We start from the raw sequence: 20,631 nt of genomic DNA on the forward strand, positions 1-20,631 counted from the left end.
GGCCTTATGAGCGGATTATTAGAAATTAGTTCTTTGTGTTCAGGTTATAAACAAAGCCAAGTCATTCATGATCTAGAGCTTAAAATTCAACCCAAAGAAATTGTGGCGATTATGGGTCGAAATGGGATGGGAAAAACCACACTGTTTAAAACCCTTATCGGTGATATTAAAAATACTCAAGGCGAAATCAAGCTCGATGGTAAAAACTTAGAAAAGCTTGACCCGTATCAACGCGTGGAAAATGGTGTTGCCTATGTTCCTCAAGGTCGTATGATTTTCTCAACCATGTCTGTTCTAGAGAATATTCAAACGGGTCTCCCTGCGTCTGCCCATGGCAAAGTACCTGACGATCTGTATGAGCTTTTCCCTGTACTTTGGGATATGCGTAAACGCAAAGGGGGAAATTTATCTGGTGGACAACAGCAACAATTGGCAATTGCACGTGCACTCGCCACCAATCCCAAAGTATTGCTGCTCGATGAACCTACCGAGGGAATCCAGCCCTCGATTATTAAAGATATTGCGAAAACGCTAAAAGAAATTCGCGATCAACGAGACCTCACTATCGTGGTCTCCGAGCAAGTACTGAGCTTTACTATGGCGATGGCAGATCGCTTCTTGGTCATCGATAAAGGCCGTTTTGCTTATGAAGATGTCAGAGCGAATGTCGATGAAGCGACCATTAGCAAATATCTTTCAGTTTAAAGCACGTCATCTCATCAATTCTTAATTTGGCATCTCCCTCGATTTTTCGGGGGATTTTTTTGACCATTTGTTGGAGTGGTATTGTTATTTCGATCTAAAGACTCATTCAAAATATCGCTTCATATACGCAATTCACCGTATTTTGCATCGATCAATTTCACGAGAAACTCCTTACATAGATTTTAATTTTAAAGATATGGGGAGTAAGTTGAATGCGTCACGGTGATATCTCAAGTAGTCCAAATACAGTAGGTGTAGCAGTAGTGAACTATAAAATTCCACGCTTGCACACCAAAGCAGAAGTACTTGAGAATGCAAAAAAAATTGCTGAAATGTTGAAAGGAATTAAACAAGGTATTCCAGGTATGGATCTCATTGTTTTTCCTGAATACAGCACCATGGGCATTATGTATGATCATGATGAAATGATGGCAACGGCAGCCACAATCCCAGGTGATGAAACGGCAATTTTCTCTCAAGCTTGTATTGAAGCAAATGTTTGGGGCGTATTCTCAATTACTGGGGAACAGCACGAAGAACACCCGCATAAAGTGCCATATAACACCTTAGTGCTCATCAATAACAAAGGTGAAATCGTTCAAAAATATCGCAAGATTATTCCATGGTGCCCAATTGAAGGCTGGTGCCCTGGAGATACGACTTATGTGACAGAGGGCCCTAAAGGCATCAAAATGTCACTCATTATCTGTGACGACGGTAATTACCCTGAAATTTGGCGCGACTGTGCGATGAAAGGTGCTGAACTTGTGGTGCGATGCCAAGGTTATATGTACCCGGCTGATGAACAGCAAATCAATATGGCCAAATGTATGGCTTGGGCAAATAACGTTTATGTCGCTGTTGCCAATTGTACTGGTTTTGATGGGGTATATACCTACTTTGGACATTCGGCAGTGGTCGGCTTTGACGGACGTACATTAGGTGAATGTGGTACGGAAGAAAATGGTATCCAATACGCACAGTTATCACTCACAGAAATACGTGATGCACGTAAATACGATCAATCACAAAACCACTTGTTCAAGCTGCTACACCGTGGCTATACAGGCGTATACAACAATGGTGATGGTGATAAAGGGGTTGCCGATTGTCCATTCGACTTCTACAAGACATGGGTCTTAGACGCACAAAAAGCACAGGAAAATGTTGAGCAGTTTACGCGTTCAACCATTGGCGTTGCAGAGTGCCCAATTGGCAACTTACCTCACGAAGGGTTAGAGAAAGAAGCTTCTTAAAGAAGCTTCGTCCGACTTGATTTCAGGAGGTTTCGAACATGACATTTGCCAGTGACCGTATACATGCCAATCAGGAAAGTTTGGCAAAACAACGCTATGACATGCAAAGCAAGGAATGTATTGCACGTACTTCCCGATTCAGTTTTGAACCAGATGCCGTGATGACCCATCTACGTGAACATATTATTGGACAAGAAGCCGCACTTGATGAAATTGAAAATATGCTCACCACAGTGAAAGCAGATTTTAACGCAGCTCATCGTCCTTTAAGTGTCACACTGATGTTAGGTCCTACCGGTGTAGGAAAAACTGAAACAGTCCGCCTCATTGCTGAAGCGATACACGGTAAAGCTGATGCATTCTGTCGAATTGATATGAATACATTGGCACAAGAGCATTATGCAGCCGCCCTGACAGGTGCCCCACCAGGCTATGTCGGCTCTAAAGAAGGAAATACTTTATTCGATGAAGCCCTGATTCAAGGGAGTTTCTCCAAACCTGGCATTGTTCTCTTTGATGAAATTGAAAAAGCCAGTACTGAAGTCATTCGAGGGCTACTCAATGTGCTTGAAACAGGAACTTTAAAATTAACTGCGGGTACAAAGGTTTTAGACTTTAAAAACTGCATGATTTTTATGACGAGTAATGTGGGTGCCAAAGATGCTCAAAAGCGTCTGAAACAACTCAGTCAATTACCAAAACCACTCCAGAATTTAGCCAAGCATTTGAAATTAGATGACAGTGAAATCACGACAAAAGCACTCGATAAAAAGTTTGATCCTGAGTTTCTAAATCGAATTGAGCGAATCTTACATTATCAGCCAGTTGAATCTGATTTTGCTGCAACCTTAGTCCAACTCGAAATTGACAAAATGAACCAACGTCTAAAAAAGCAAAGTCGAACCATTGCTTTGACCGATGCTGCCATTCGATTCCTGAGTTCAGGACATGATGTTCGATTTGGTGCTCGGGGTTTAAGCCGTCGTTTTAAAGTGTTAGTTGAACCTGCACTCGCGAAAGCTTTTCTAAACAACAAGCACATTAGTGAATTCATCATCGATTACGACAATACGAAGCTTCAAATTCAGATGATTGAGCCTGCAGTGAAACAACTTGATCCGTTACTGATACACGAAGCATCACAACAACACTGAGACCTAAACTTTATTTGACCTCAATACAGGGGATACATTATGCAACATATTAAAATCAAACCAGGAGTTCCACTTGCGGAGCAAGCCGAAATTGGTCACAACCGTTGGCACCCAGACTTACCTTTTCTGACATCAGTAAAACCTGGTGAAGAAATTCTGATTGAAAGTTTGGATTTCCTTGACGCACAAATTAAAGATACTGACGATATTTCTGATGTTAAAAATGTGGATTTAACACGTGCTCATCCTTTAACAGGTCCATTCTATGTTGAAGGTGCAGAACCAGGTGATTTGTTGGTCATTGATCTACTAGACATTCAACCGATTTCTGATGTGGGTTTTTCGGGTGTTTTTGCCAAGGAAAATGGTGGTGGCTTCTTGGCGGACTATTTCCCAGAGGCAGATAAAGCCATTTGGGATTTGAAAGGTTTATTTGCAACTTCACGTCATATCCCTGGTGTACGTATTGCAGGATTAAAACATCCTGGCTTGATGGGAACTCTACCATCACATGATTTACTGAAAGAATGGAATCGCCGTGAAGCATTGCTCGTTCCTAAAGGTCAGGCAAACCCTCCTGATCCACGTACAGCCGTTCTGCGTGGTGTGAAAGGTCCAGAATTTGATCGTATGGCGGCTGAAGCTGCACGCACAGTTCCTCCACGTGAACATGGGGGTAACACAGACATTAAAGACCTTGCTGCAGGAAGCCGTATTTACTTCCCTGTTTATCAAAAAGGTGCTGGCTTCTCAATGGGCGACCTCCACTTCTCACAAGGTGACGGTGAAATTGGTTTCTGTGGTGCGATTGAAATGGATGGCGTTACACGTGTCGGTTTCGATTTAATCAAAGGTGGAATGGAAAAATACAATATTGATTCACCTATCTTTGTTCCAAGCAATGTACGTCCAAATTATGATCAATGGCTGACTTTCGAAGGGATCAGTGTTGAAGATGGTGTAAATCACTATCTCGATGCGACAGTGGCTTACCGCCAAGCATGTTTAAAAGCCATTAAGTATCTTGAAAACTTTGGCTTTACTGGGTCACAAGCCTACATGTTACTTACCGCTGCACCGGTTGAAGGTCGTATCGGAGGTATTGTAGATATTCCAAACTGTGCATGTACCGTCTCACTCCCAACCTCTATTTTTGAACAAAATATCTTGCCGCAAGGTGCTTTAAATGACGATAAATTTTGGGGGCATAAACGCTAATTAGCGCATTATTGTTGTTACAGGTTTCACCATTTTACGGGGTAGCTTGAGTAAGCATGCGAGCTACCTCCTTTTTAACTTTTAAACATGCGCATGCTTAAAAATAAGTAGGAGCACGACCATGCCATTATACGATTTCCGCTGTGATCACTGCGAAGGAATTTTTGAACAACGTGTGCCTATTTCTAGGATTGCAACTGACACCATCGAATGTAAATACTGCCAACAACAAACCTTAGCAAAACCGATGATAACTGGCAGACAACAAATCAACATGAAGACCAAATGGCGCCCAGGGTCAGGCGCAGAACAACTTGCAGGACCTTTAGTCGGCGGTCCAGGTACCAATAAAAATAGTTCACGCAGTTCAGTGCTACACAATTGTCGTGGTGTGAATTGTTCACTCTGTGAAGTATAAAAAAGCCCGCAGATGCGGGCTTTAATGCTCGTGTCTACGGACAATTAAACGACTAATTCAGCTAAGTTGCCTTTTTGTTCCAACCATTCTTTACGATCACTTGCGCGTTTCTTGGCTAATAATTTATCTAATAAACCTGAAGTAAAATGCACATCATCCAAATCTAGTTGCACCAAACGACGAGTATTGGGATCCAATGTTGTTTCACGGAGCTGACTTGCATTCATCTCACCCAAACCTTTAAATCGTGTGATTTGTGGGGATTTAGTTTTGGCTTTTTTCAATATGCCTTCTAATTCTGCTTCATCAAGCGCGTAATGCACATCTTTACCGTCATCAATACGGAATAAAGGTGGCATCGCAACAAATAAGTGCCCTGCTTCAACTAGACTTGGGAAGTGCTTCACAAATAATGCACATAGTAAAGTCGCAATATGTAATCCATCTGAGTCTGCATCGGCAAGAATACAGATCTTGCCATAGCGAAGTTCAGACAAATCATCAGAACCCGGATCGACTCCTATTGCGATTGCAATATTATGAACCTCTTGAGAAGCAAGTACTTCATCTGAAGAGACTTCCCAAGTGTTTAAAATTTTTCCGCGGATCGGCATAATCGCTTGGAAATTCTTATCACGCGCCTGTTTGGCAGATCCTCCAGCAGAATCACCTTCCACAATAAATAGTTCTGACTCTTCCAAACTATGTCCCACACAATCAGATAATTTGCCTGGTAAAGTGGGACCTGAAACGATTTTTTTGCGCTCAACTTTCTTCGCTGCTTTTAAACGACGTCCCGCTTTTGAAATCGCCATTTCAGCCAATTGCATTGCAATTTCAGAGTTTTGATTCAACCATAAGGCAAAAGCATCTTTTGCGATGTTCTGCACAATCGCAGAGGCTTCACGACTTGAAAGACGCTCTTTGGTTTGACCTGAAAATTGTGGCTCTTGAAATTTCAAAGACAGAATATAGTTCACGCCATCCCATACATCTTCCGCTGAAAGCTTCATATTACGTGGTAAGAGATTACGTAACTCACAGAACTCACGGATCGCATCCGTCACACCTGAACGAAGACCATTCACATGTGTGCCACCTTGCGCCGTTGGAATCAAGTTCACATAAGATTCTTGAATGCTCTCTCCGCCTTCAACATTCCAACAAATCGCAAACTCCGCACTGGCACGTTCCGCGTCACCTGTAGCGACAAATGCAGGCATAGGGATGATTTCACGATCTTCCAACTCATCCATCAAATAATCGACGAGACCATTTTCAAACTGCCAAGTGATCTTTTCGTCGTTAATTTCATCAACATAATTGATTTGTAAGCCAGCAGCTAATACCGCCTTCGCTTTTAAATTGTGTTTAAGTGCCTTTAATGCAAATTTAGGTGAATCAAAATATTTCGCTTCAGGCCAAAAGTGAACTGAGGTACCCGATGCACGTTTAGGTGCTTTACCTTCCAGAACTTCAAGTGGTGCCGTTGCTTCACCTTGCTCAAAGGCCATTTTGTACAAATTACCTTGGCGCTGAACTTGGACTTCCACACGTGTGGAAAGCGCATTTACAACAGAAATACCAACCCCGTGCAAACCACCAGAGAATTGATAATTATCTGTGCTGAATTTCCCGCCTGCATGCAGTTTAGTCAGAATGATTTCAATGCCGCTTTGACCATATTCAGGATGAATATCAACTGGCATACCACGCCCGTTATCTTCTACTGACAATGAACCATCTTTATACACAGTCACTGTAATTTTATTCGCGTGTCCTGCCAATGCTTCATCGACCGCATTATCAATGACCTCTTGCGCCAAATGGTTTGGACGTGTGGTATCGGTATACATGCCTGGACGACGGCGTACAGGATCTAAACCAGATAAGACTTCAAGGGATTGGGCCGTATATTGAGACACGTTGAATTGTTTCCTTATTTTAAGCTGTCAGCTAAAAACTGATATACCAAGGGTATTTTATCCGCGAAATCATCCATCGCGTGATTGCCATATGTTTCTGTAATGAGGAACGCTTGATGACCATCGCAATTATAATAACGTTCCGCTTCACGATAATCCAAAACTTCATCACCTTGTTGTAACAAGACCAAGATTTTGTCTGCATCTTGCACAAACGGAACTGCCATATGCTCCAATTGATCAAGCTGAGCTTCATCTAACGACCAATTCGCAGTGACTGGATAAGGAAACTGCGCCGTTGAAAACAAGTTTCTAAATAATTTCCATGGTTGCATAGCGGGATTAATCAGTACAGCTGCGACTCCATGTTTCGCGGCAAGCTGCGTCGCATAAAATCCACCTAAACTGCTCCCAATCAAAACGACATTTGACATAGACTCGATGAGTGTCGAAATCGAAGTAATGACCTGATCAGGCGGCATATTTAAATCGGGCAAATGCACTTGTACATGTTCATGTCTTTCAAAATACTGACGAATCAGTTGCCCTTTAATCGAAAAAGGACTACTTTGAAATCCATGTAGATAGATAATATTCATGAACTGATTAATTGCATTTTCCTCAAAATTGTTCTAATTTTTATTGTGAATCATATCACATATTTGTTTCTCTTTTGTACGATAACAAATATTGTCAGACAAAAAAATTAGAGCCGATCTGAAATCAAAGTTATCTTAAAAATTGTTCGGGATGAACAACATAAGATAAATACAAGGAATTTTATACAGTGATCATTGCTAAAAATAAAGTGTCTTTAGATGATCATGCACTATCAGGATAAGACTAGATGCCGAGTTTAACGCCACTACATGAAACCTATTGTAAATGGGATCGATCTCCTCCGAGTCAGGCCGATGTGCTTGAAGGTTTGGCACAACTGGTCAGCACTCCAATTAACCTTGCTGTTCAAAATCTCATTCAATCACTTCAACGTGAAGTGCTCTTAACCGTATTTGGTTTAAGTAAAAAAACATCAAAAGAATTTCAAAAGAAAACCTACGTTCGAAAGTTATATAAATTTTCATATGACACGCTTCTAAATTACGGAAATTATTTGGTCGCACCAGCCCTGCGCAAAATCATTGATCAATTTCCGAAACTCCATGATAAACCCCTCACGCCAAAAATGATTTTTTTGGTCAGTGCTCTTAATGGCGTGATTGGCGACTATTTACTCAAAAATCAAAATCCGTTGGCGATTACCAGTAATCTGTATGATCACTATGGAGAGTTACAACAGGGTGACCTGTCAGGTCGTGTCGTGATCTTTTGCCATGGTCTGTGCATGAATCATCTTGATTGGACCAATCGCAACTATGGCGGTATTGGTGAAAAACTGCTTGCACAACGCGACAACAACACCATGCTTTATTTGCATTACAACACTGGTCGCAGAATTTCAGCGAATGGTCGTTCGTTGGCCAATATGCTTGAAGACTTGGTAAAGCGCAATCCACGTATCACCAGCCTTGATTTAATCGGTCACAGTATGGGTGGTTTGGTTTCTCGAAGTGCTTTGTTTTATGGTAAACAAAATCTCCATCAATGGTTTCACATGGCAGAGAATTTGGTCTGCTTAGGTTCTCCACATCATGGTGCAGTTCTAGAACGTATTGGCTTTGCCGTTCAAGAAAAAATTGGACACTTTCCCGTCATCAAGTTAGCCAGCCACATTGTGAATATTCGCAGTGATGGTATTTTGGATTTACGCCATGGTAGTGTCCGTGATGATGACTGGGAACACAATCACGCTCGTATTGGCATGATGGATGATAATCGTAAACCTGCACCGCTGCCTTCACATATCAATACATTCCTAGTAGCTGGAACAATTGAGTTTGAAAATCGTAAAAATCGTACACTCAAAGTCATTGGCGATTACTTAGTGAGTGTGCAAAGTGCTTTGGGTGAGCATCCAAATCCGCGATTCCAACTGAAATTGCCAGAATCACATAAAGCGGTGTTCTACGGGCTCAATCATATGGAAATTCAATACCATTCCAGTGTTGCTGAGCAAATCGTTAAATGGTTCTATCCACATCACGATGAATTAGCTGAAGAGCAAATCCGTAAATATTTAATCAAATTAGAAAGCATGGAAGGAATCGTAGAAACCTGACCATCTTCAATAAAAAAGCCAACTATTAGTTGGCTTTTTTATTTTAAGCAGGATACTTTCTGAATAACTGCCAAATCGAGATGATCAGCAAAATACTAAAAAATACCAAAGACCACACAGGTAAAGACTGACCTAGGAAAGTCCAGTCTACTACCGCACATTCGCCTGATCCTGACAGCACTTGTTGAAGCACTGTTTTAAGCGGCAAAGCATCTACCAAATAATCTAAACCAGGCCCACAACTTGGCACTTTATCTGGAGGTAAACTCTGCAGCCAGACATGACGTGCAGCAACACCCGCTGACCATAAAATCGATAATGTCCCTAGGAAAGCATATGCTCGTTTTAAACCATTACGGACGGGATTGTGTAGAACCGCAATAAAAGAAATCAGTCCCAGTCCGATCAGACCTAACCGTTGAAATACACACAATGGACAAGGCTCAAGTCCTTGGACATGTTCGAGATACAACGCGAAGGCCATTCCAATCACACTGGCTACAAACAACAGACCACTCACCATGCGATAATTTTGCCACTGCATATACTTTCCTCAATATTTTTATCGATATGCTTTTAGATATTCTTTAAAGCTTAAACTAGACTCTGCTTCCAACTGTTGTTGCTGCTCAAGTGATTGCACTGTAAGTTGTTCAAAATAGGTGACTTTATCCTGAGATAACACATAATTTTGATAATGATCAGCATGTTGATGCGCGAGCACACTACCTAAGCTCCAAGTACCACTATGTTTTAGTGTATCTTCTACTATTTTCGCAGAGAAGGTTTCATCCACTTCATCTACTCGTGATTGCATAATTTGCATTGCATCAGAATACAACGAGGTCGAGTGAGCTTTATCTAACGTTTCTGCTAAAGGCTGCATCTGTTTGAGATATTGATTTGCCCATGTCTCAATTTCAATTGATTGACCATTTTCAACAATGGCAGCATTTGGGGCACGCCCACGATTCACAACTTCTTGCTGGTTTTGTTCAATCACTTCAAGTTCATCATCTAGCAGCTCAGGACTGTCTTTTAATAAACAATAAAGCGCTAATACCTCTAGGAAGCCTGCAGTATCTTCATTGATACCAATTGGGCTGTATGGATTCACATCTACTGCGCGTAATTCAACATACCCTACCCCACGGTTTGCTAATGCATCAGATGGTGTTTCACCAGACTGTGGTACTTGTTTAGGACGTACAAGACTATAGTACTCGTTTTCAATTTGCAGTACGTGATCATTAATTTGGATCGGCTCACCCGCTTCGTCATCTAATCCCAAACGACTGAAAGCAGCATAAGATGTTTTCACCGCCTTTTGTAAACCTGCTAAATATCCTTTCAAATCATTGTAATGAATACCTAACTCTTTCTGCGCCGAGTTTTGATATCCAAAGCGCCCCATACGCAATGCAGTGGCATATGGCAAATACAATGTTCCCTTAATTAAAGGCAATAAATGATGTTCACGACCCGTCATAAAACAACGACAGACTGATGGGCTTGCACCTATCAGGAACATAACCAATGGGGTTAAACGAATGAAATTTCGAATTAAAGCGAAATATCGATGGCTGCGATAATCCTGCAAACTGAGCTGTTTTAAAGCTTCATCTTGCTCGTTTGCTTGCAACTGCTCAAACAACGCATCAGGGAATGAAACATTGTAATGTACACCTGAAATCGTCTGCATACGACGACCATAACGTACACCTAAACCACGGCGGTATAAAGTTTTGAATTTACCGATATTGGATGAGCCATATTGCGCAAGACGAATGCTTTCTTCTTCATCATCCAACATACATGGCATCGACATTGGCCATAGCTTTTCACCATCTTCTAGGTGTCGATGGGTGAAAGCATGAATATCTTCTAAGTAGCTTAATGCTTCAGAAATTGAAGATTGAGGAGGCGTAATAAACTCAAGTAAGGCTTCAGAATAATCTGTCGTAATATGAGGATGAGTTAACGCAGAGCCTAAACCCTTAGGATGATCTTTCTTGGAGATAAAGCCATCACTTTGCATCCTTAGGCTTTCGCGCTCAATGCCTCGTAACATACCTTTAAACACCGTCGAATCCACCCAATTTGGTAAAATTGTTTCAGAGAGCGCTTCGGGTTGACTCATTACTTACTCGCTTATCTAGAAGAACGACTGAGATAAAAAATTATTGATTTATATCAAGTATACCGTGATTTATATTCCCAAATGCAGTTTGCATATACATTTCAGTTGGATAAACCTTTTATTTTGGCAAATTTTTAACACAATCTTAGTCTTTAAGACATCTGAAATTTGTGATTTTATTGCAGAATAAATGCTAACAAACTGTAAAGAATATGAATTATCACAACGTTATAGATTTTTGGTTCAGTGCTGAAACTCAACCGCATTGGTTTGCGAAAAGCGATGCTTTCGATCAACTTATTCAAGCGCAATTTGGTCACACCATCCAACAAGCTGCCGCAGGCGAACTATGGACATGGCGGGAAACTGCTTTAGGACGCTTAGCAGAAATCATTGTCTTGGATCAATTTTCTCGTAATGTTTATCGTGGCAAAGCTGAATCTTTTGCCCAAGATCCATTAGCACTTGGGCTAGCTCAAGAAGCGGTTCGTCTTGGTTTAGATCTCGAACTGGAACCTGAACAACGTAGCTTTTTATATATGCCTTTCATGCATAGCGAATCAAAAATCATTCACACTCAAGCGCTTCGTTTGTTTGAGGCATTAGGCAACCCTGTAAATTTAGACTTTGAGAAAAAGCATCAAGTCATCATTGAACGTTTCGGCCGCTATCCTCATCGTAATGAAATTTTAAATCGTCTCTCTACGCCTGAGGAAATAGAATTCTTAAAACAGCCAAACAGTAGCTTCTAAATTGATATTGACACAACAGACTTCAGGAGAGCGAAATGAAAAACTTATGCATGATTTTGGGATTATCTGGCATGCTCTTGCTGTCTGGTTGTGTCACGACGCCAAGTAAACCGCGTACATTTGATCAGCTTGGGCAATTCGCAACTATTCCCTTGAACCAATCAACGTATCGTATTAGTTTTCAAGGCTCATCTAACATGAGCTATGGTACAGCTGAAGAAATAACCTTACTTAAAGCTGCACAAACAACGGTCAAACAGGGCTTTCATTTTTTTAAAGTCCAAGATGATCCAAGCAATCGCACACAACAACCACCTCGTCAAGCTGTGGTTTATTCCAATCCTTACCCGTATGGTTATGGATATCGTAGACATCCTATGTTCTTTGATCCTTTTTATGATGTGCCACAGGTGGTCAGTTTAGAACCAGTTCAAGTAGCCTATACCATCACCTGTTTTAAAGATCAAAAAACAGCACCTCAAGATGCTTTTGATGCACGTTTAATTTTACAGGCCTTAGGGTCTAAATATGGTTTAAGTGCTACAGGCGACGTACTGCCTGTACAAACACAGCCTTCTCAATCACAATAAAATAATATTAATACAACAGCTTACATAGGAATTATGCATGAGTGCATCACCAACAATGACTACCCCTAGTCTGGATCGAAGCAAACGGTTTGCCATGATCGCACTGGTTGTCGCTGTATTGGCTTGGATATCGCTCATGGTGGCTGCCAAAATTTTTCCAGAATATGTTTGGCTTATTCATATTTTAATGTTGTCTGCTGAAGCAGGTGTGGTTGGTGGTTTAGCAGATTGGTATGCCATTACGGTTTTGTTTCGGAACCCATTCGGCCGTATCCCTATTCCTAAGTTTTTAAAAGATCACACCGAAATTATTCCACGTAACAAAGCGCGTATTGCAGAATCCATGGGACGTTTTGTTCAAGAAAACTTCCTATCGCCACAGATTGTGGCAAAAAGCTTGAGTCAAACAGATGTGAGTTTGGCAGTAGGACAATGGCTAGCCAATCCAGATAACAATCGTCAAGTGACTCAAGTGATTCAACAGACAGTGCCTAAAGTTTTTGAGTTTGTTGGACAAGAACAAGTCGGTAGGTTTATTCAAACTAACAGTGTGCAATGGGTAAAGAACACTCAAATCAATACCCTGGCCAGTGAAATGATTCGTGCCGTATTAGAAAATGACTTCCACCAAGATGTTTTACAACGTGGTCTCGATGTTGCGCACGGTTGGGTGACTTCACATCCTGAACAAACTCGGGAGCTAACCCGCACCCTATTTAAAGAACTCGGAGTGTGGCGTTTAGCCAAAGGCGCAAGTTGGATCGGTATCGATGTTCAACAAAGAACGATTGACTCTTTAATAGAGCGTGTCGAGTCAATGTTGGCAGATCCAGAGCATCCATGGCGTCAAAAAATTGAGAGTATTGCACAGCATTTAATGACTGAACTGGCAAATCCTGAAAGTCAGGCGAGTCTTAAATTAAATGAAACTAAAAATGCATTGTTAGATAGTCCTCAAGTTTTAAATTTTATTACTGGTGCCGTCGTCATTCTGTGCAATGCCATTCGTGAAGATTTGGAGAAAGCAGATTCAGGTATAGCTGAAAATTTACGTGTTGCGATTCAACAAGTCGGTCAAAACATCATTTCCAATCCTGCATTACGCCAATTATTAAATGAAAAAATGAGTTCAATGGCAGTCAATCTCAGTGATCAATACAGCGAAAAAGTCATTTTATTTATCAGTGAACGCATTCACGAATGGGACTCACGAGAAATGATTGATAAAATTGAAAATGAAGTCGGTGGTGACTTACATATGATTCGCGTCAACGGTGTTGTCGTTGGTGCATTTATCGGTTTAGTGTTAGGGATCATCCGAGCAGCAGTTGAATTTTTGATTTAACTTAGAAATGAAATTTAAATTTGGTCGCTGACTAAAATTGAATTCATTGTGAATTGACGTCATCAAAAAGCCCATTTGTGCATGAATGGGCTGTATTTATTATTCTTAATCCATTTAAAGAACTAAGCTATCACTAGAGTCATTCCTATCTGCTTCATCTTATATAAACCATAATAATATTATAAGGTTACATAATTTTTTTACGATTTAAATGTGAAATAATATCTTGATAAGAGTCTACTTTACAAAAATAAGCTGGGGAGTTCTTTCTCACGTCTTCTGAGGGTTGAAATAAAAAACCATAATCAACTAAATGCAACATCGAAAAATCATTGAATGCATCACCGATCGCAATACTATTGGTCATTGAAACGTTTTCTTTTTGGAACTTTACAATAATTTCATGTTTCCCTTTATCTCGTGTATACAGAACATTTTCTATAAATCCATCTGGTCCAATTTCTAAGTGATGACAATATGTATTTTTAACAGGAAGATTTAATTTTTCAAAAAAGGGAAATAAAAACTCATAAAAGCAATCTGAAATAATGTTAACTTCAAAATTTTCAGCCTTTTGCAAATATTCTAAAAACTCCTTAGCATCTGGAATGACATCCAGTTCTTTAATGTCATCGATTAATTGTTTTAAAGGAATTTTATTTTCTTTCAGTAAATTAATTCTGAATTCCATCAGAGACTTATAGTCTGCAACTTCTCGAGTTGTAATCGCCAACTCTGGGATATTGTATACATTTGAAAAGTGTTTCCATATTTCAGGGACAAGAACACCTTCCATATCGATAAAAGCCATCTTTTTCATATTGCTACCCTATTATTGAAATTTAGCAAACAGAAGTGCTATCCCTAGCAGACATAATACAGTTCCAATCACTCTGTTAATCTGTACTTGCTTAGCTAACATTTTCTGTCTTAAAACAATCGATGAAAAAAGCAAAGCCACCAATCCAAACCATAAAAAATGAGCAAAAGACATAAATAGCCCATAACCGACCAGAATCGCTTTCGGCGTACTCACACTGATGATCTGAGTGTATGTACTAATCACAAATAAAGTCGTTTTAGGATTAAGTGCATTGGTGAAAAAGCCATATTTCACTGCTTGAAAAGGATTAATTGCAGCAGTTGATGACGTCTCGACAACCGGACTTTGTACAAAAGTTTTATAACCGATATAGATGAGATAGATGGCTCCAATATACTTCACAATATTTAGAATTTGAGGTGTATACGCCATGACAAATGCGACAGCAATAAGCGTATAAGTCACATGAATCAAAACACCTAAAGAAATTCCCAGTGAAGTGAGAACACCTATCCTTCTACCATATAAGTAACTGTTTTTTGTCACGATAGCAAAATCAGCACCAGGACTCACAACAGCGAGTATGGTGATGAGAATAACTGCTATAAACTCACCCATTCATTATGCCTTTTTAAACGTGATCACTAATACATCTCTTAATCCAGTATCACCCAACGTAAAATCATTGACTTTGATTTCCGTTACGCTGTGATAGACCTGATGATCATCCACAAGTGCGATATCTAAAAAATTTTCAAGCATAAATTCTGCTTTCAAATTCTTATTTAAGTCATAAATTCGGGTCATTCCACCCTGAACATTTTGACGGTTGATCATGGCCATTAAAACGAAATCCACCCCATCTCGATGTATCCCCTCAGGGGTTGGCTTACCACTATCGTTAAATTTTGCTTCAATGCGAAATTGATGCGCTTCGATAAACCAATTTTCAGTTTCAATTTCTGAAAAGGTGAGATATGCGAATTGTAGTAAATTTCTAAAAATTGGATTTTCAATTGTATTTTTATCAATCTCTGAAAAATATCTCGCAATTCCACCATTCAAAGTGTTGTATTCAATCGTCTGAAAATGAGGAATATAAGAATTTTTCAGTAAAATTTTATGCTTATCATTAATAGTAAAAGTTGCATGTTTTCTTGTTCGATATTTACCTTTATCCGACATAAATTGATCTAAATCTAGAGCGTTCCAACTGTCTATAAAATCACTGACATCTTGCTCATTAACATCGTGAAAATTATTATTTTTCTGTATTTCTTGGAATGTATTTAAATCAATAAACGCATAACCCTTTTTGATTATCTCTTTTGAATATGTGTATTCATGGAGATGCTGCTTGTTAAATGGACTGAATTTTAATATATTTTCCATTGTATTAGCTTTATTTTGCTTTTGGTAATCTTCATTTTGAACAAAAGTTAAAAAAATAAAATCAATAAAATCGACTAAAAATATATGAGTTTTTGGAATGATAGAAAAAATATCTTTGAATTCACTGAAGTTTTTTTATTTTGTCGCTAAATACAGCAGTGTCACGATTGCAGCAAAGAAATTATTTGTTACGCAAAGTGCCGTCAGTAAGCAAATTTACAATCTCGAAGAAATATTAAATATCACATTATTTGAACGACGAAATAAAACCTTGATACTCACCAAAGAAGGAGAAACTCTTTTTCATTGCGCTCAGAATATTTTCAATCAATTGGATGATTGTTTAATTGGACTAACTCAAAATAAAACTGAAAACAAACAATTGGTACTGTCCTGTGAACCAACCATTTCGATGAAGTGGTTAATTCCACGACTTGTTGAATTTAAAAAACTTGGACATGATTTTGAAGTGGTTTTGCTCACAGGTGGTGGTGTAGTCGACTTTGAAAAAGATAATATCGATATCGCAATACGAAGAAATGATTTTGAATGGGGATCGCATCTGTTTAGTGAGAAAATTGGCGATGAATATATTGTGGCAGTCCAAGCATCTCACCACCCTAAAACCAAAGAATTGTTAATTTCTAAATCACGCCCTTATTTTTCAAAAAAATTACACCAATTGGATGAACTCAAAGATATTCTGAAGAAACATTCCAAAATAGAATTAGAGCATTTTTACTTATGTTTAGAAGGCTGCTTGGCTGGCCTAGGAAAGACGATCATTTCTATCTACATGATTGAAAAAGAATTAGAGCTCAAGTCTGTAAAAAAAATAACACCAATTCTTCAGGATGGTTCTGCCTATTATCTACTGTCCCATACTAGATTTATTGAAGATCCTCGGAAGATTATTTTTTTAAATTGGTTAAAAAATGAAATGAAACAAAGTCAGATCAATCATTTTTAACATGAGATCACATAGATCATCTAAGGTTTTAAACTTAATTGAAGATCATTAGAATCTTATGAAAATTAAAACGAATATGTCGCAGATATTTGTATTTAGTGCAGGCATTTCAACTGCTAAACTACGAAGAAACGGGCTAAATATTACTATCCAGCATGATTAAAATTGAATCTAAATTACCAGACTTAGGTGTCACTATTTTTAGCGTGATGTCAGCACTCGCCCAAAAGTTGAACGCGTTAAATCTTTCTCAAGGTTTTCCTGATTTTCCACCTCCTCCTGAATTAATTGCAGCTTTAGCTCAAGCCACACAACAAGGCTATAACCAATATCCACCTGGTGACGGTCTGCTGAGTTTAAGACAAAAAATTGCAGCCCAATTCTGCCAACGAGACCAAGTCGATTTAGACCCGATCAGCGAAATCACCATTACACCTGGTGCAACGACTGCAATTTTGTGTGCGATTCAAGCTGTTGTAAATGCTGGAGATGAAGTAATTATTTTCGATCCTGCTTATGATAGTTATGCACCTGCAGTGAAACTCGCTGGGGCGCAAGCGATCCATATCAACTTGGTACATCCAGACTTCCATGTTGACTGGAATGTGGTGAAAGATCGAATAAATGAACGAACGCGATTAATCATTGTAAATACACCACATAATCCCTCAGGTGCAATTTGGTCCAAGCAAGATTGGCAACAACTGATCGAGTTGATTCAGGATAAAAACATTTGTGTACTATCTGACGAGGTCTATGAACATTTAGTGTTTGATGGTCAACAACATTATTCTGCGCTTAGTTTTCCTGAACTTCGAGATCGTAGTTTTGTGATTGGTTCATTCGGAAAAACGTTTCATGTTACTGGTTGGAAAACTGGATATTGCGTTGCACCTCAGGCACTGATGAAAGTATTTCGTCAAATTTATCAATTTGCCAATTTCTGTGGTGTCCATCCGATTCAAATCGCGCTTAATCAATTCATCGAACAACATCCTGAACATATTTTAGATCTCCCCAATTTTTATCAAGCTAAACGTGACTTATTCATCCATGGAATTCAACATTCAAAATTTCAATATGTGCCGTCACCAGGAACTTATTTTCAAAACTTAGATTTCAGTACACTAAGACCTGAGCTCACAGATATAGAAATGTGCCAATATCTTGCAGAACAACACAAACTGGTAGCGATTCCTATATCAGTGTTTTATCAACAGCCACCTCAAGATCTGAAGCTCATTCGGGTCTGTTTTGCAAAACGAGAGGAAACCTTGCATCTTGCAGGAGAAATTTTAACGAAGGTTCAATCACAATAACGAAAAGAGACGAGACGGATTACTTTATTACTAAAGCAATTTGAATGATAAGGTGCTAAGGTCAATCCGTTGATATAGAAAACAATAATGGATAAGACTTATATATGGCGAGAACCTTACGGCCGATTGATGAACCTGGTTTCTGGAAAGTTTTTTTAGTTTTTTTAGTTCCGCTGATTGCAACCAATATCCTGCAAAATTTATCCGGCACAATTAATACGATCTTCGTCGGGCAAATGATGGGCGTTCAAGCAATTGCTGCTGTTTCCGTCTTCTTCCCTATTTTGTTCTGTCTCTTGGCTTTTGTAATTGGGCTTTCGGCTGGCTCGACGGTATTGGTTGGTCAAGCGTGGGGAGCACAAAATTTAGAAAAAGTAAGAGCGGTTGTCGGCTCTACTATTTTTATGACATTGATCGGCGGGACGATTATTGCCATTTTAGGTGTTCTATCTGCACGCCACATTCTTGAGGCCTTGGGCACAGACCCAAGTGTCATGCATTTATCTTTGCCTTATGTTCAATGGATGTTAGCAGGTAGCCCACTCCTTTTTATTTATATTATTTATACCTCTATCTTACGTGGTGTCGGTGATAGCATTACACCTCTCATCGCTTTGGGAATGACCAGTTTAATTGGGCTCTTTATTACCCCTGTTCTCATCGCTGGATATTTTGGATTTCCTCAATTGGGTATCATTGCACCTGCCATCGCCACGATTGTGGGTTATCTGGCCGTGCTTATTTTTCTGTACGTTTATTTAAATAAAAAAAATCATCCATTACGTCCAGATTTAGCAATGTGTAAACATGTACGCCACAATCCTGAACTAAGCAAAATTATTCTCAGGCTTGGCGTTCCTACTGGCATTCAAATGGTCACGACTTCTGTGGCAGGTTTAGTCATTGTCGGCTTGGTCAATCGCTATGGTTCAGAAGCAACAGCTGCTTATGGCGCAGTCAATCAGGTTTTGAACTATATCCAATTCCCTGCTCTGTCTATCGCAATTGCCGCTTCTATTTTTGGGGCTCAAGCGATTGGTGCAGGTAAAGCGGATTCTTTATCACGTGTAACTAAAACAGCACTGGGCATGAATTTTGTCTTTACAGGCGGGCTCGTAATCTTGGCTTATTTGTTCTCAAAATATCTCATGGCATTATTTATTACAGATGATAAAGTTGTGATACTCGGGCAACAATTATTGTTTATTGTGCTGTGGTCAATTTTATTTTTTGGCGCGAGTGCTATTTTCGCCTCAATTATGCGTGCAAGTGGCACTGTCACTATGCCAATGATCATCAATATAGTGGCCATACTTTGTATAGAACTCCCAGCAGCTTATCTATTTAGCACATGGTGGGGGCTGGCGGGAATCTGGTACGCCTATGCTTTGGCTTTCGTTTGCTTATGTGTGATGCAAGGTTTGTATTATCAATTTGTTTGGAAAAAGAAAACTGTCCAAGTACTGATTTAAATTAGAAATCAGGAAAATAAAAAACCCGCATGACGCGGGTTTTTTTAACGATTATTTAGAATCGAAACGTTTACTCATTTTAGTCGCAAATGCAGTCACTTTTTGATAGCCCGTTGGCATCACACGTTGCATCAAATCAATCACTTTCGCATCGTTGCCAATCAGTAAACGACGGCGATCTTTTTGTACTGCTTCTAGAATTTGACGCGCTGCTTCTTCAGGTGGACAACGTAATAACTTATCAAATGTCTGTGCAGATTTCTGTGGATTCATGCCCAAAGATTTTAAACTGTCATTCATTTTTGCAGCTTTCGCAATATTGGTACGAATGCCACCTGGATGTACGCACAGCGCGCTCACACCCACATTTTCAATATCTAGCTCTTGACGAAGAGATTCAGTGAAACCACGTACAGCAAATTTAGTTGCATTATAAGCAGACTGAGTGGGTTGCGCAGTTAAACCGAATAAACTTGAAATGTTGATAATGTGTCCATCACCTGTTTTTTTAATATACGGTAAAAATTCTTTAGTGCCGTACACGACACCCCAAAAGTTAATATTAACAATCCATTCCAACTCTTCGTATGTTGCGCCTTCAACGGTCGAACCCAATGCCACCCCAGCATTGTTGAAAATCATGTTCACTGAACCATGATTCTGTACAGTTTCAGCCGCCCATGCTTTAACTTCGTCACGATTCGCAACATCTACTTTCTTGGTTGTGACTCGTACATTTGCATTCTTCGTCAGTTCAACTGTTTCTGCTAAGCCCTTTTCATTTACGTCACTTAAAGACAAATGACAACCTTGCTTAGCCAGTAACACTGCAAGTTGTTGACCAATACCAGAACCTGCACCTGTGATTGCAGCCACTTTGTTTTTAAAATTTTTCATTGTGAATCCTTTTTTTGATTTTTATGCACCACAGCGTTGATCTGGGTCATTCATGTTCACTATAATTTTGACAATT

At 39.5% G+C, this 20,631-nt stretch carries 20 protein-coding genes; 12 read left to right on the plus strand and 8 right to left on the minus strand.

The window, feature by feature from the left end:
* Window positions 1-6 precede the first annotated feature (6 nt).
* The 5 genes from urtE to AC1M9E_RS13855 all read left to right on the plus strand — a co-directional run bounded on the left by urtE (window position 7) and on the right by AC1M9E_RS13855 (window position 4,751).
* Entirely contained in the window at window positions 7-705 is a 699-nt protein-coding gene (gene urtE, locus AC1M9E_RS13835; RefSeq protein WP_035264750.1) for an urea ABC transporter ATP-binding subunit UrtE, read from the plus strand.
* Between the two features lie 212 nt (window positions 706-917).
* Window positions 918-1,961, plus strand: a complete 1,044-nt coding sequence (locus AC1M9E_RS13840; RefSeq protein ID WP_035264753.1) for an aliphatic amidase — start codon at window positions 918-920, stop codon at window positions 1,959-1,961.
* A gap of 38 nt (window positions 1,962-1,999) precedes the next feature.
* Complete coding sequence (locus AC1M9E_RS13845) at window positions 2,000-3,115, plus strand: AAA family ATPase (RefSeq protein ID WP_051586508.1); 1,116 nt, start codon at window positions 2,000-2,002, stop codon at window positions 3,113-3,115.
* Window positions 3,116-3,154: 39 nt separating this feature from the next.
* The gene (gene fmdA / locus AC1M9E_RS13850) at window positions 3,155-4,333 is read left to right on the plus strand and encodes a formamidase (RefSeq protein WP_092766540.1); all 1,179 of its coding nucleotides are present in this window, start codon (window positions 3,155-3,157) and stop codon (window positions 4,331-4,333) included.
* Between the two features lie 121 nt (window positions 4,334-4,454).
* Window positions 4,455-4,751: an FmdB family zinc ribbon protein gene (locus AC1M9E_RS13855; RefSeq protein WP_481607185.1), complete on the plus strand. Its 297-nt coding sequence runs from the start codon at window positions 4,455-4,457 to the stop codon at window positions 4,749-4,751.
* 44 nt (window positions 4,752-4,795) lie between these two features.
* Here AC1M9E_RS13855 and parE read toward each other — a convergent pair whose 3' ends face one another.
* Together parE and AC1M9E_RS13865 are read right to left on the minus strand one after the other, a co-directional pair.
* Window positions 4,796-6,676 (minus strand): DNA topoisomerase IV subunit B, encoded by a 1,881-nt coding sequence (gene parE / locus AC1M9E_RS13860; protein ID WP_481592802.1) that lies wholly within the window; start codon window positions 6,674-6,676, stop codon window positions 4,796-4,798.
* Window positions 6,677-6,690: 14 nt separating this feature from the next.
* Window positions 6,691-7,275, minus strand: coding sequence for a YqiA/YcfP family alpha/beta fold hydrolase (locus AC1M9E_RS13865; RefSeq protein ID WP_035264764.1), 585 nt, complete (start codon window positions 7,273-7,275; stop codon window positions 6,691-6,693).
* A 248-nt stretch (window positions 7,276-7,523) separates the two neighbouring features.
* Here AC1M9E_RS13865 and AC1M9E_RS13870 point away from each other — a divergent pair, with 248 nt between their 5' ends.
* The gene (locus AC1M9E_RS13870) at window positions 7,524-8,855 is read left to right on the plus strand and encodes a PGAP1-like alpha/beta domain-containing protein (protein WP_481607183.1); all 1,332 of its coding nucleotides are present in this window, start codon (window positions 7,524-7,526) and stop codon (window positions 8,853-8,855) included.
* Window positions 8,856-8,898: 43 nt separating this feature from the next.
* Here the strand turns inward: AC1M9E_RS13870 and AC1M9E_RS13875 are convergent, their stop codons facing one another.
* The gene (locus tag AC1M9E_RS13875) at window positions 8,899-9,399 is read right to left on the minus strand and encodes a disulfide bond formation protein B (RefSeq protein WP_180028388.1); all 501 of its coding nucleotides are present in this window, start codon (window positions 9,397-9,399) and stop codon (window positions 8,899-8,901) included.
* An 18-nt stretch (window positions 9,400-9,417) separates the two neighbouring features.
* Entirely contained in the window at window positions 9,418-10,995 is a 1,578-nt protein-coding gene (gshA, locus tag AC1M9E_RS13880) for a glutamate--cysteine ligase (protein WP_481607182.1), read from the minus strand.
* A 212-nt stretch (window positions 10,996-11,207) separates the two neighbouring features.
* On the opposite strand from gshA, the gene AC1M9E_RS13885 reads away from it, so the two are divergent.
* From AC1M9E_RS13885 to AC1M9E_RS13895, 3 genes are read left to right on the plus strand one after another with little or no spacing between them, the layout of a single operon-like run.
* The gene (locus tag AC1M9E_RS13885) at window positions 11,208-11,747 is read left to right on the plus strand and encodes a DUF924 family protein (protein ID WP_035264779.1); all 540 of its coding nucleotides are present in this window, start codon (window positions 11,208-11,210) and stop codon (window positions 11,745-11,747) included.
* Window positions 11,748-11,782: 35 nt separating this feature from the next.
* Window positions 11,783-12,337: a CC0125/CC1285 family lipoprotein gene (locus AC1M9E_RS13890; RefSeq protein ID WP_481607180.1), complete on the plus strand. Its 555-nt coding sequence runs from the start codon at window positions 11,783-11,785 to the stop codon at window positions 12,335-12,337.
* Between the two features lie 37 nt (window positions 12,338-12,374).
* A complete protein-coding gene (locus tag AC1M9E_RS13895) occupies window positions 12,375-13,682 on the plus strand; it encodes a DUF445 domain-containing protein (protein ID WP_092766548.1) in 1,308 nt (435 codons plus the stop codon).
* 187 nt (window positions 13,683-13,869) lie between these two features.
* Here the strand turns inward: AC1M9E_RS13895 and thrH are convergent, their stop codons facing one another.
* The 3 genes from thrH to AC1M9E_RS13910 are packed head-to-tail and all read right to left on the minus strand — an operon-like array spanning window position 13,870 to window position 15,897.
* Window positions 13,870-14,502 (minus strand): bifunctional phosphoserine phosphatase/homoserine phosphotransferase ThrH, encoded by a 633-nt coding sequence (gene thrH, locus AC1M9E_RS13900; protein WP_092766549.1) that lies wholly within the window; start codon window positions 14,500-14,502, stop codon window positions 13,870-13,872.
* 12 nt (window positions 14,503-14,514) lie between these two features.
* Window positions 14,515-15,123, minus strand: a complete 609-nt coding sequence (locus tag AC1M9E_RS13905; RefSeq protein ID WP_035264787.1) for a LysE family translocator — start codon at window positions 15,121-15,123, stop codon at window positions 14,515-14,517.
* Between the two features lie 3 nt (window positions 15,124-15,126).
* On the minus strand, window positions 15,127-15,897 hold the full coding sequence (locus AC1M9E_RS13910; protein ID WP_035264789.1) for a 2OG-Fe dioxygenase family protein: 771 nt from the start codon (window positions 15,895-15,897) through the stop codon (window positions 15,127-15,129).
* Between the two features lie 97 nt (window positions 15,898-15,994).
* On the opposite strand from AC1M9E_RS13910, the gene AC1M9E_RS13915 reads away from it, so the two are divergent.
* The 3 genes from AC1M9E_RS13915 to AC1M9E_RS13925 all read left to right on the plus strand — a co-directional run bounded on the left by AC1M9E_RS13915 (window position 15,995) and on the right by AC1M9E_RS13925 (window position 19,658).
* Window positions 15,995-16,867 (plus strand): LysR family transcriptional regulator, encoded by an 873-nt coding sequence (locus AC1M9E_RS13915; RefSeq protein ID WP_035264791.1) that lies wholly within the window; start codon window positions 15,995-15,997, stop codon window positions 16,865-16,867.
* A 155-nt stretch (window positions 16,868-17,022) separates the two neighbouring features.
* Window positions 17,023-18,186: a methionine aminotransferase gene (locus tag AC1M9E_RS13920; protein WP_481595706.1), complete on the plus strand. Its 1,164-nt coding sequence runs from the start codon at window positions 17,023-17,025 to the stop codon at window positions 18,184-18,186.
* A 104-nt stretch (window positions 18,187-18,290) separates the two neighbouring features.
* Entirely contained in the window at window positions 18,291-19,658 is a 1,368-nt protein-coding gene (locus AC1M9E_RS13925) for an MATE family efflux transporter (RefSeq protein ID WP_488224863.1), read from the plus strand.
* A 51-nt stretch (window positions 19,659-19,709) separates the two neighbouring features.
* Here AC1M9E_RS13925 and AC1M9E_RS13930 read toward each other — a convergent pair whose 3' ends face one another.
* A complete protein-coding gene (locus tag AC1M9E_RS13930; protein ID WP_035264797.1) occupies window positions 19,710-20,555 on the minus strand; it encodes an SDR family NAD(P)-dependent oxidoreductase in 846 nt (281 codons plus the stop codon).
* Window positions 20,556-20,631 lie beyond the last annotated feature (76 nt).

This window comes from Acinetobacter sp. 24-47-47 (assembly GCF_057737035.1).

Excerpts from the sequence above, each read along its gene's own strand:
- urtE (WP_035264750.1), top strand. The coding sequence starts at position 7 with ATGAGCGGATTATTAGAAATTAGTTCTTTGTGTTCAGGTTATAAACAA.
- AC1M9E_RS13840 (WP_035264753.1), top strand. The coding sequence starts at position 918 with ATGCGTCACGGTGATATCTCAAGTAGTCCAAATACAGTAGGTGTAGCA.
- AC1M9E_RS13845 (WP_051586508.1), top strand. The coding sequence starts at position 2,000 with ATGACATTTGCCAGTGACCGTATACATGCCAATCAGGAAAGTTTGGCA.
- fmdA (WP_092766540.1), top strand. The coding sequence starts at position 3,155 with ATGCAACATATTAAAATCAAACCAGGAGTTCCACTTGCGGAGCAAGCC.
- AC1M9E_RS13855 (WP_481607185.1), top strand. The coding sequence starts at position 4,455 with ATGCCATTATACGATTTCCGCTGTGATCACTGCGAAGGAATTTTTGAA.
- AC1M9E_RS13865 (WP_035264764.1), bottom strand. The coding sequence starts at position 7,275 with ATGAATATTATCTATCTACATGGATTTCAAAGTAGTCCTTTTTCGATT.
- AC1M9E_RS13870 (WP_481607183.1), top strand. The coding sequence starts at position 7,524 with ATGCCGAGTTTAACGCCACTACATGAAACCTATTGTAAATGGGATCGA.
- AC1M9E_RS13875 (WP_180028388.1), bottom strand. The coding sequence starts at position 9,399 with ATGCAGTGGCAAAATTATCGCATGGTGAGTGGTCTGTTGTTTGTAGCC.
- gshA (WP_481607182.1), bottom strand. The coding sequence starts at position 10,995 with ATGAGTCAACCCGAAGCGCTCTCTGAAACAATTTTACCAAATTGGGTG.
- AC1M9E_RS13885 (WP_035264779.1), top strand. The coding sequence starts at position 11,208 with ATGAATTATCACAACGTTATAGATTTTTGGTTCAGTGCTGAAACTCAA.
- AC1M9E_RS13890 (WP_481607180.1), top strand. The coding sequence starts at position 11,783 with ATGAAAAACTTATGCATGATTTTGGGATTATCTGGCATGCTCTTGCTG.
- AC1M9E_RS13895 (WP_092766548.1), top strand. The coding sequence starts at position 12,375 with ATGAGTGCATCACCAACAATGACTACCCCTAGTCTGGATCGAAGCAAA.
- thrH (WP_092766549.1), bottom strand. The coding sequence starts at position 14,502 with ATGAAAAAGATGGCTTTTATCGATATGGAAGGTGTTCTTGTCCCTGAA.
- AC1M9E_RS13905 (WP_035264787.1), bottom strand. The coding sequence starts at position 15,123 with ATGGGTGAGTTTATAGCAGTTATTCTCATCACCATACTCGCTGTTGTG.
- AC1M9E_RS13910 (WP_035264789.1), bottom strand. The coding sequence starts at position 15,897 with ATGGAAAATATATTAAAATTCAGTCCATTTAACAAGCAGCATCTCCAT.
- AC1M9E_RS13915 (WP_035264791.1), top strand. The coding sequence starts at position 15,995 with ATGATAGAAAAAATATCTTTGAATTCACTGAAGTTTTTTTATTTTGTC.
- AC1M9E_RS13920 (WP_481595706.1), top strand. The coding sequence starts at position 17,023 with ATGATTAAAATTGAATCTAAATTACCAGACTTAGGTGTCACTATTTTT.
- AC1M9E_RS13925 (WP_488224863.1), top strand. The coding sequence starts at position 18,291 with ATGGCGAGAACCTTACGGCCGATTGATGAACCTGGTTTCTGGAAAGTT.
- AC1M9E_RS13930 (WP_035264797.1), bottom strand. The coding sequence starts at position 20,555 with ATGAAAAATTTTAAAAACAAAGTGGCTGCAATCACAGGTGCAGGTTCT.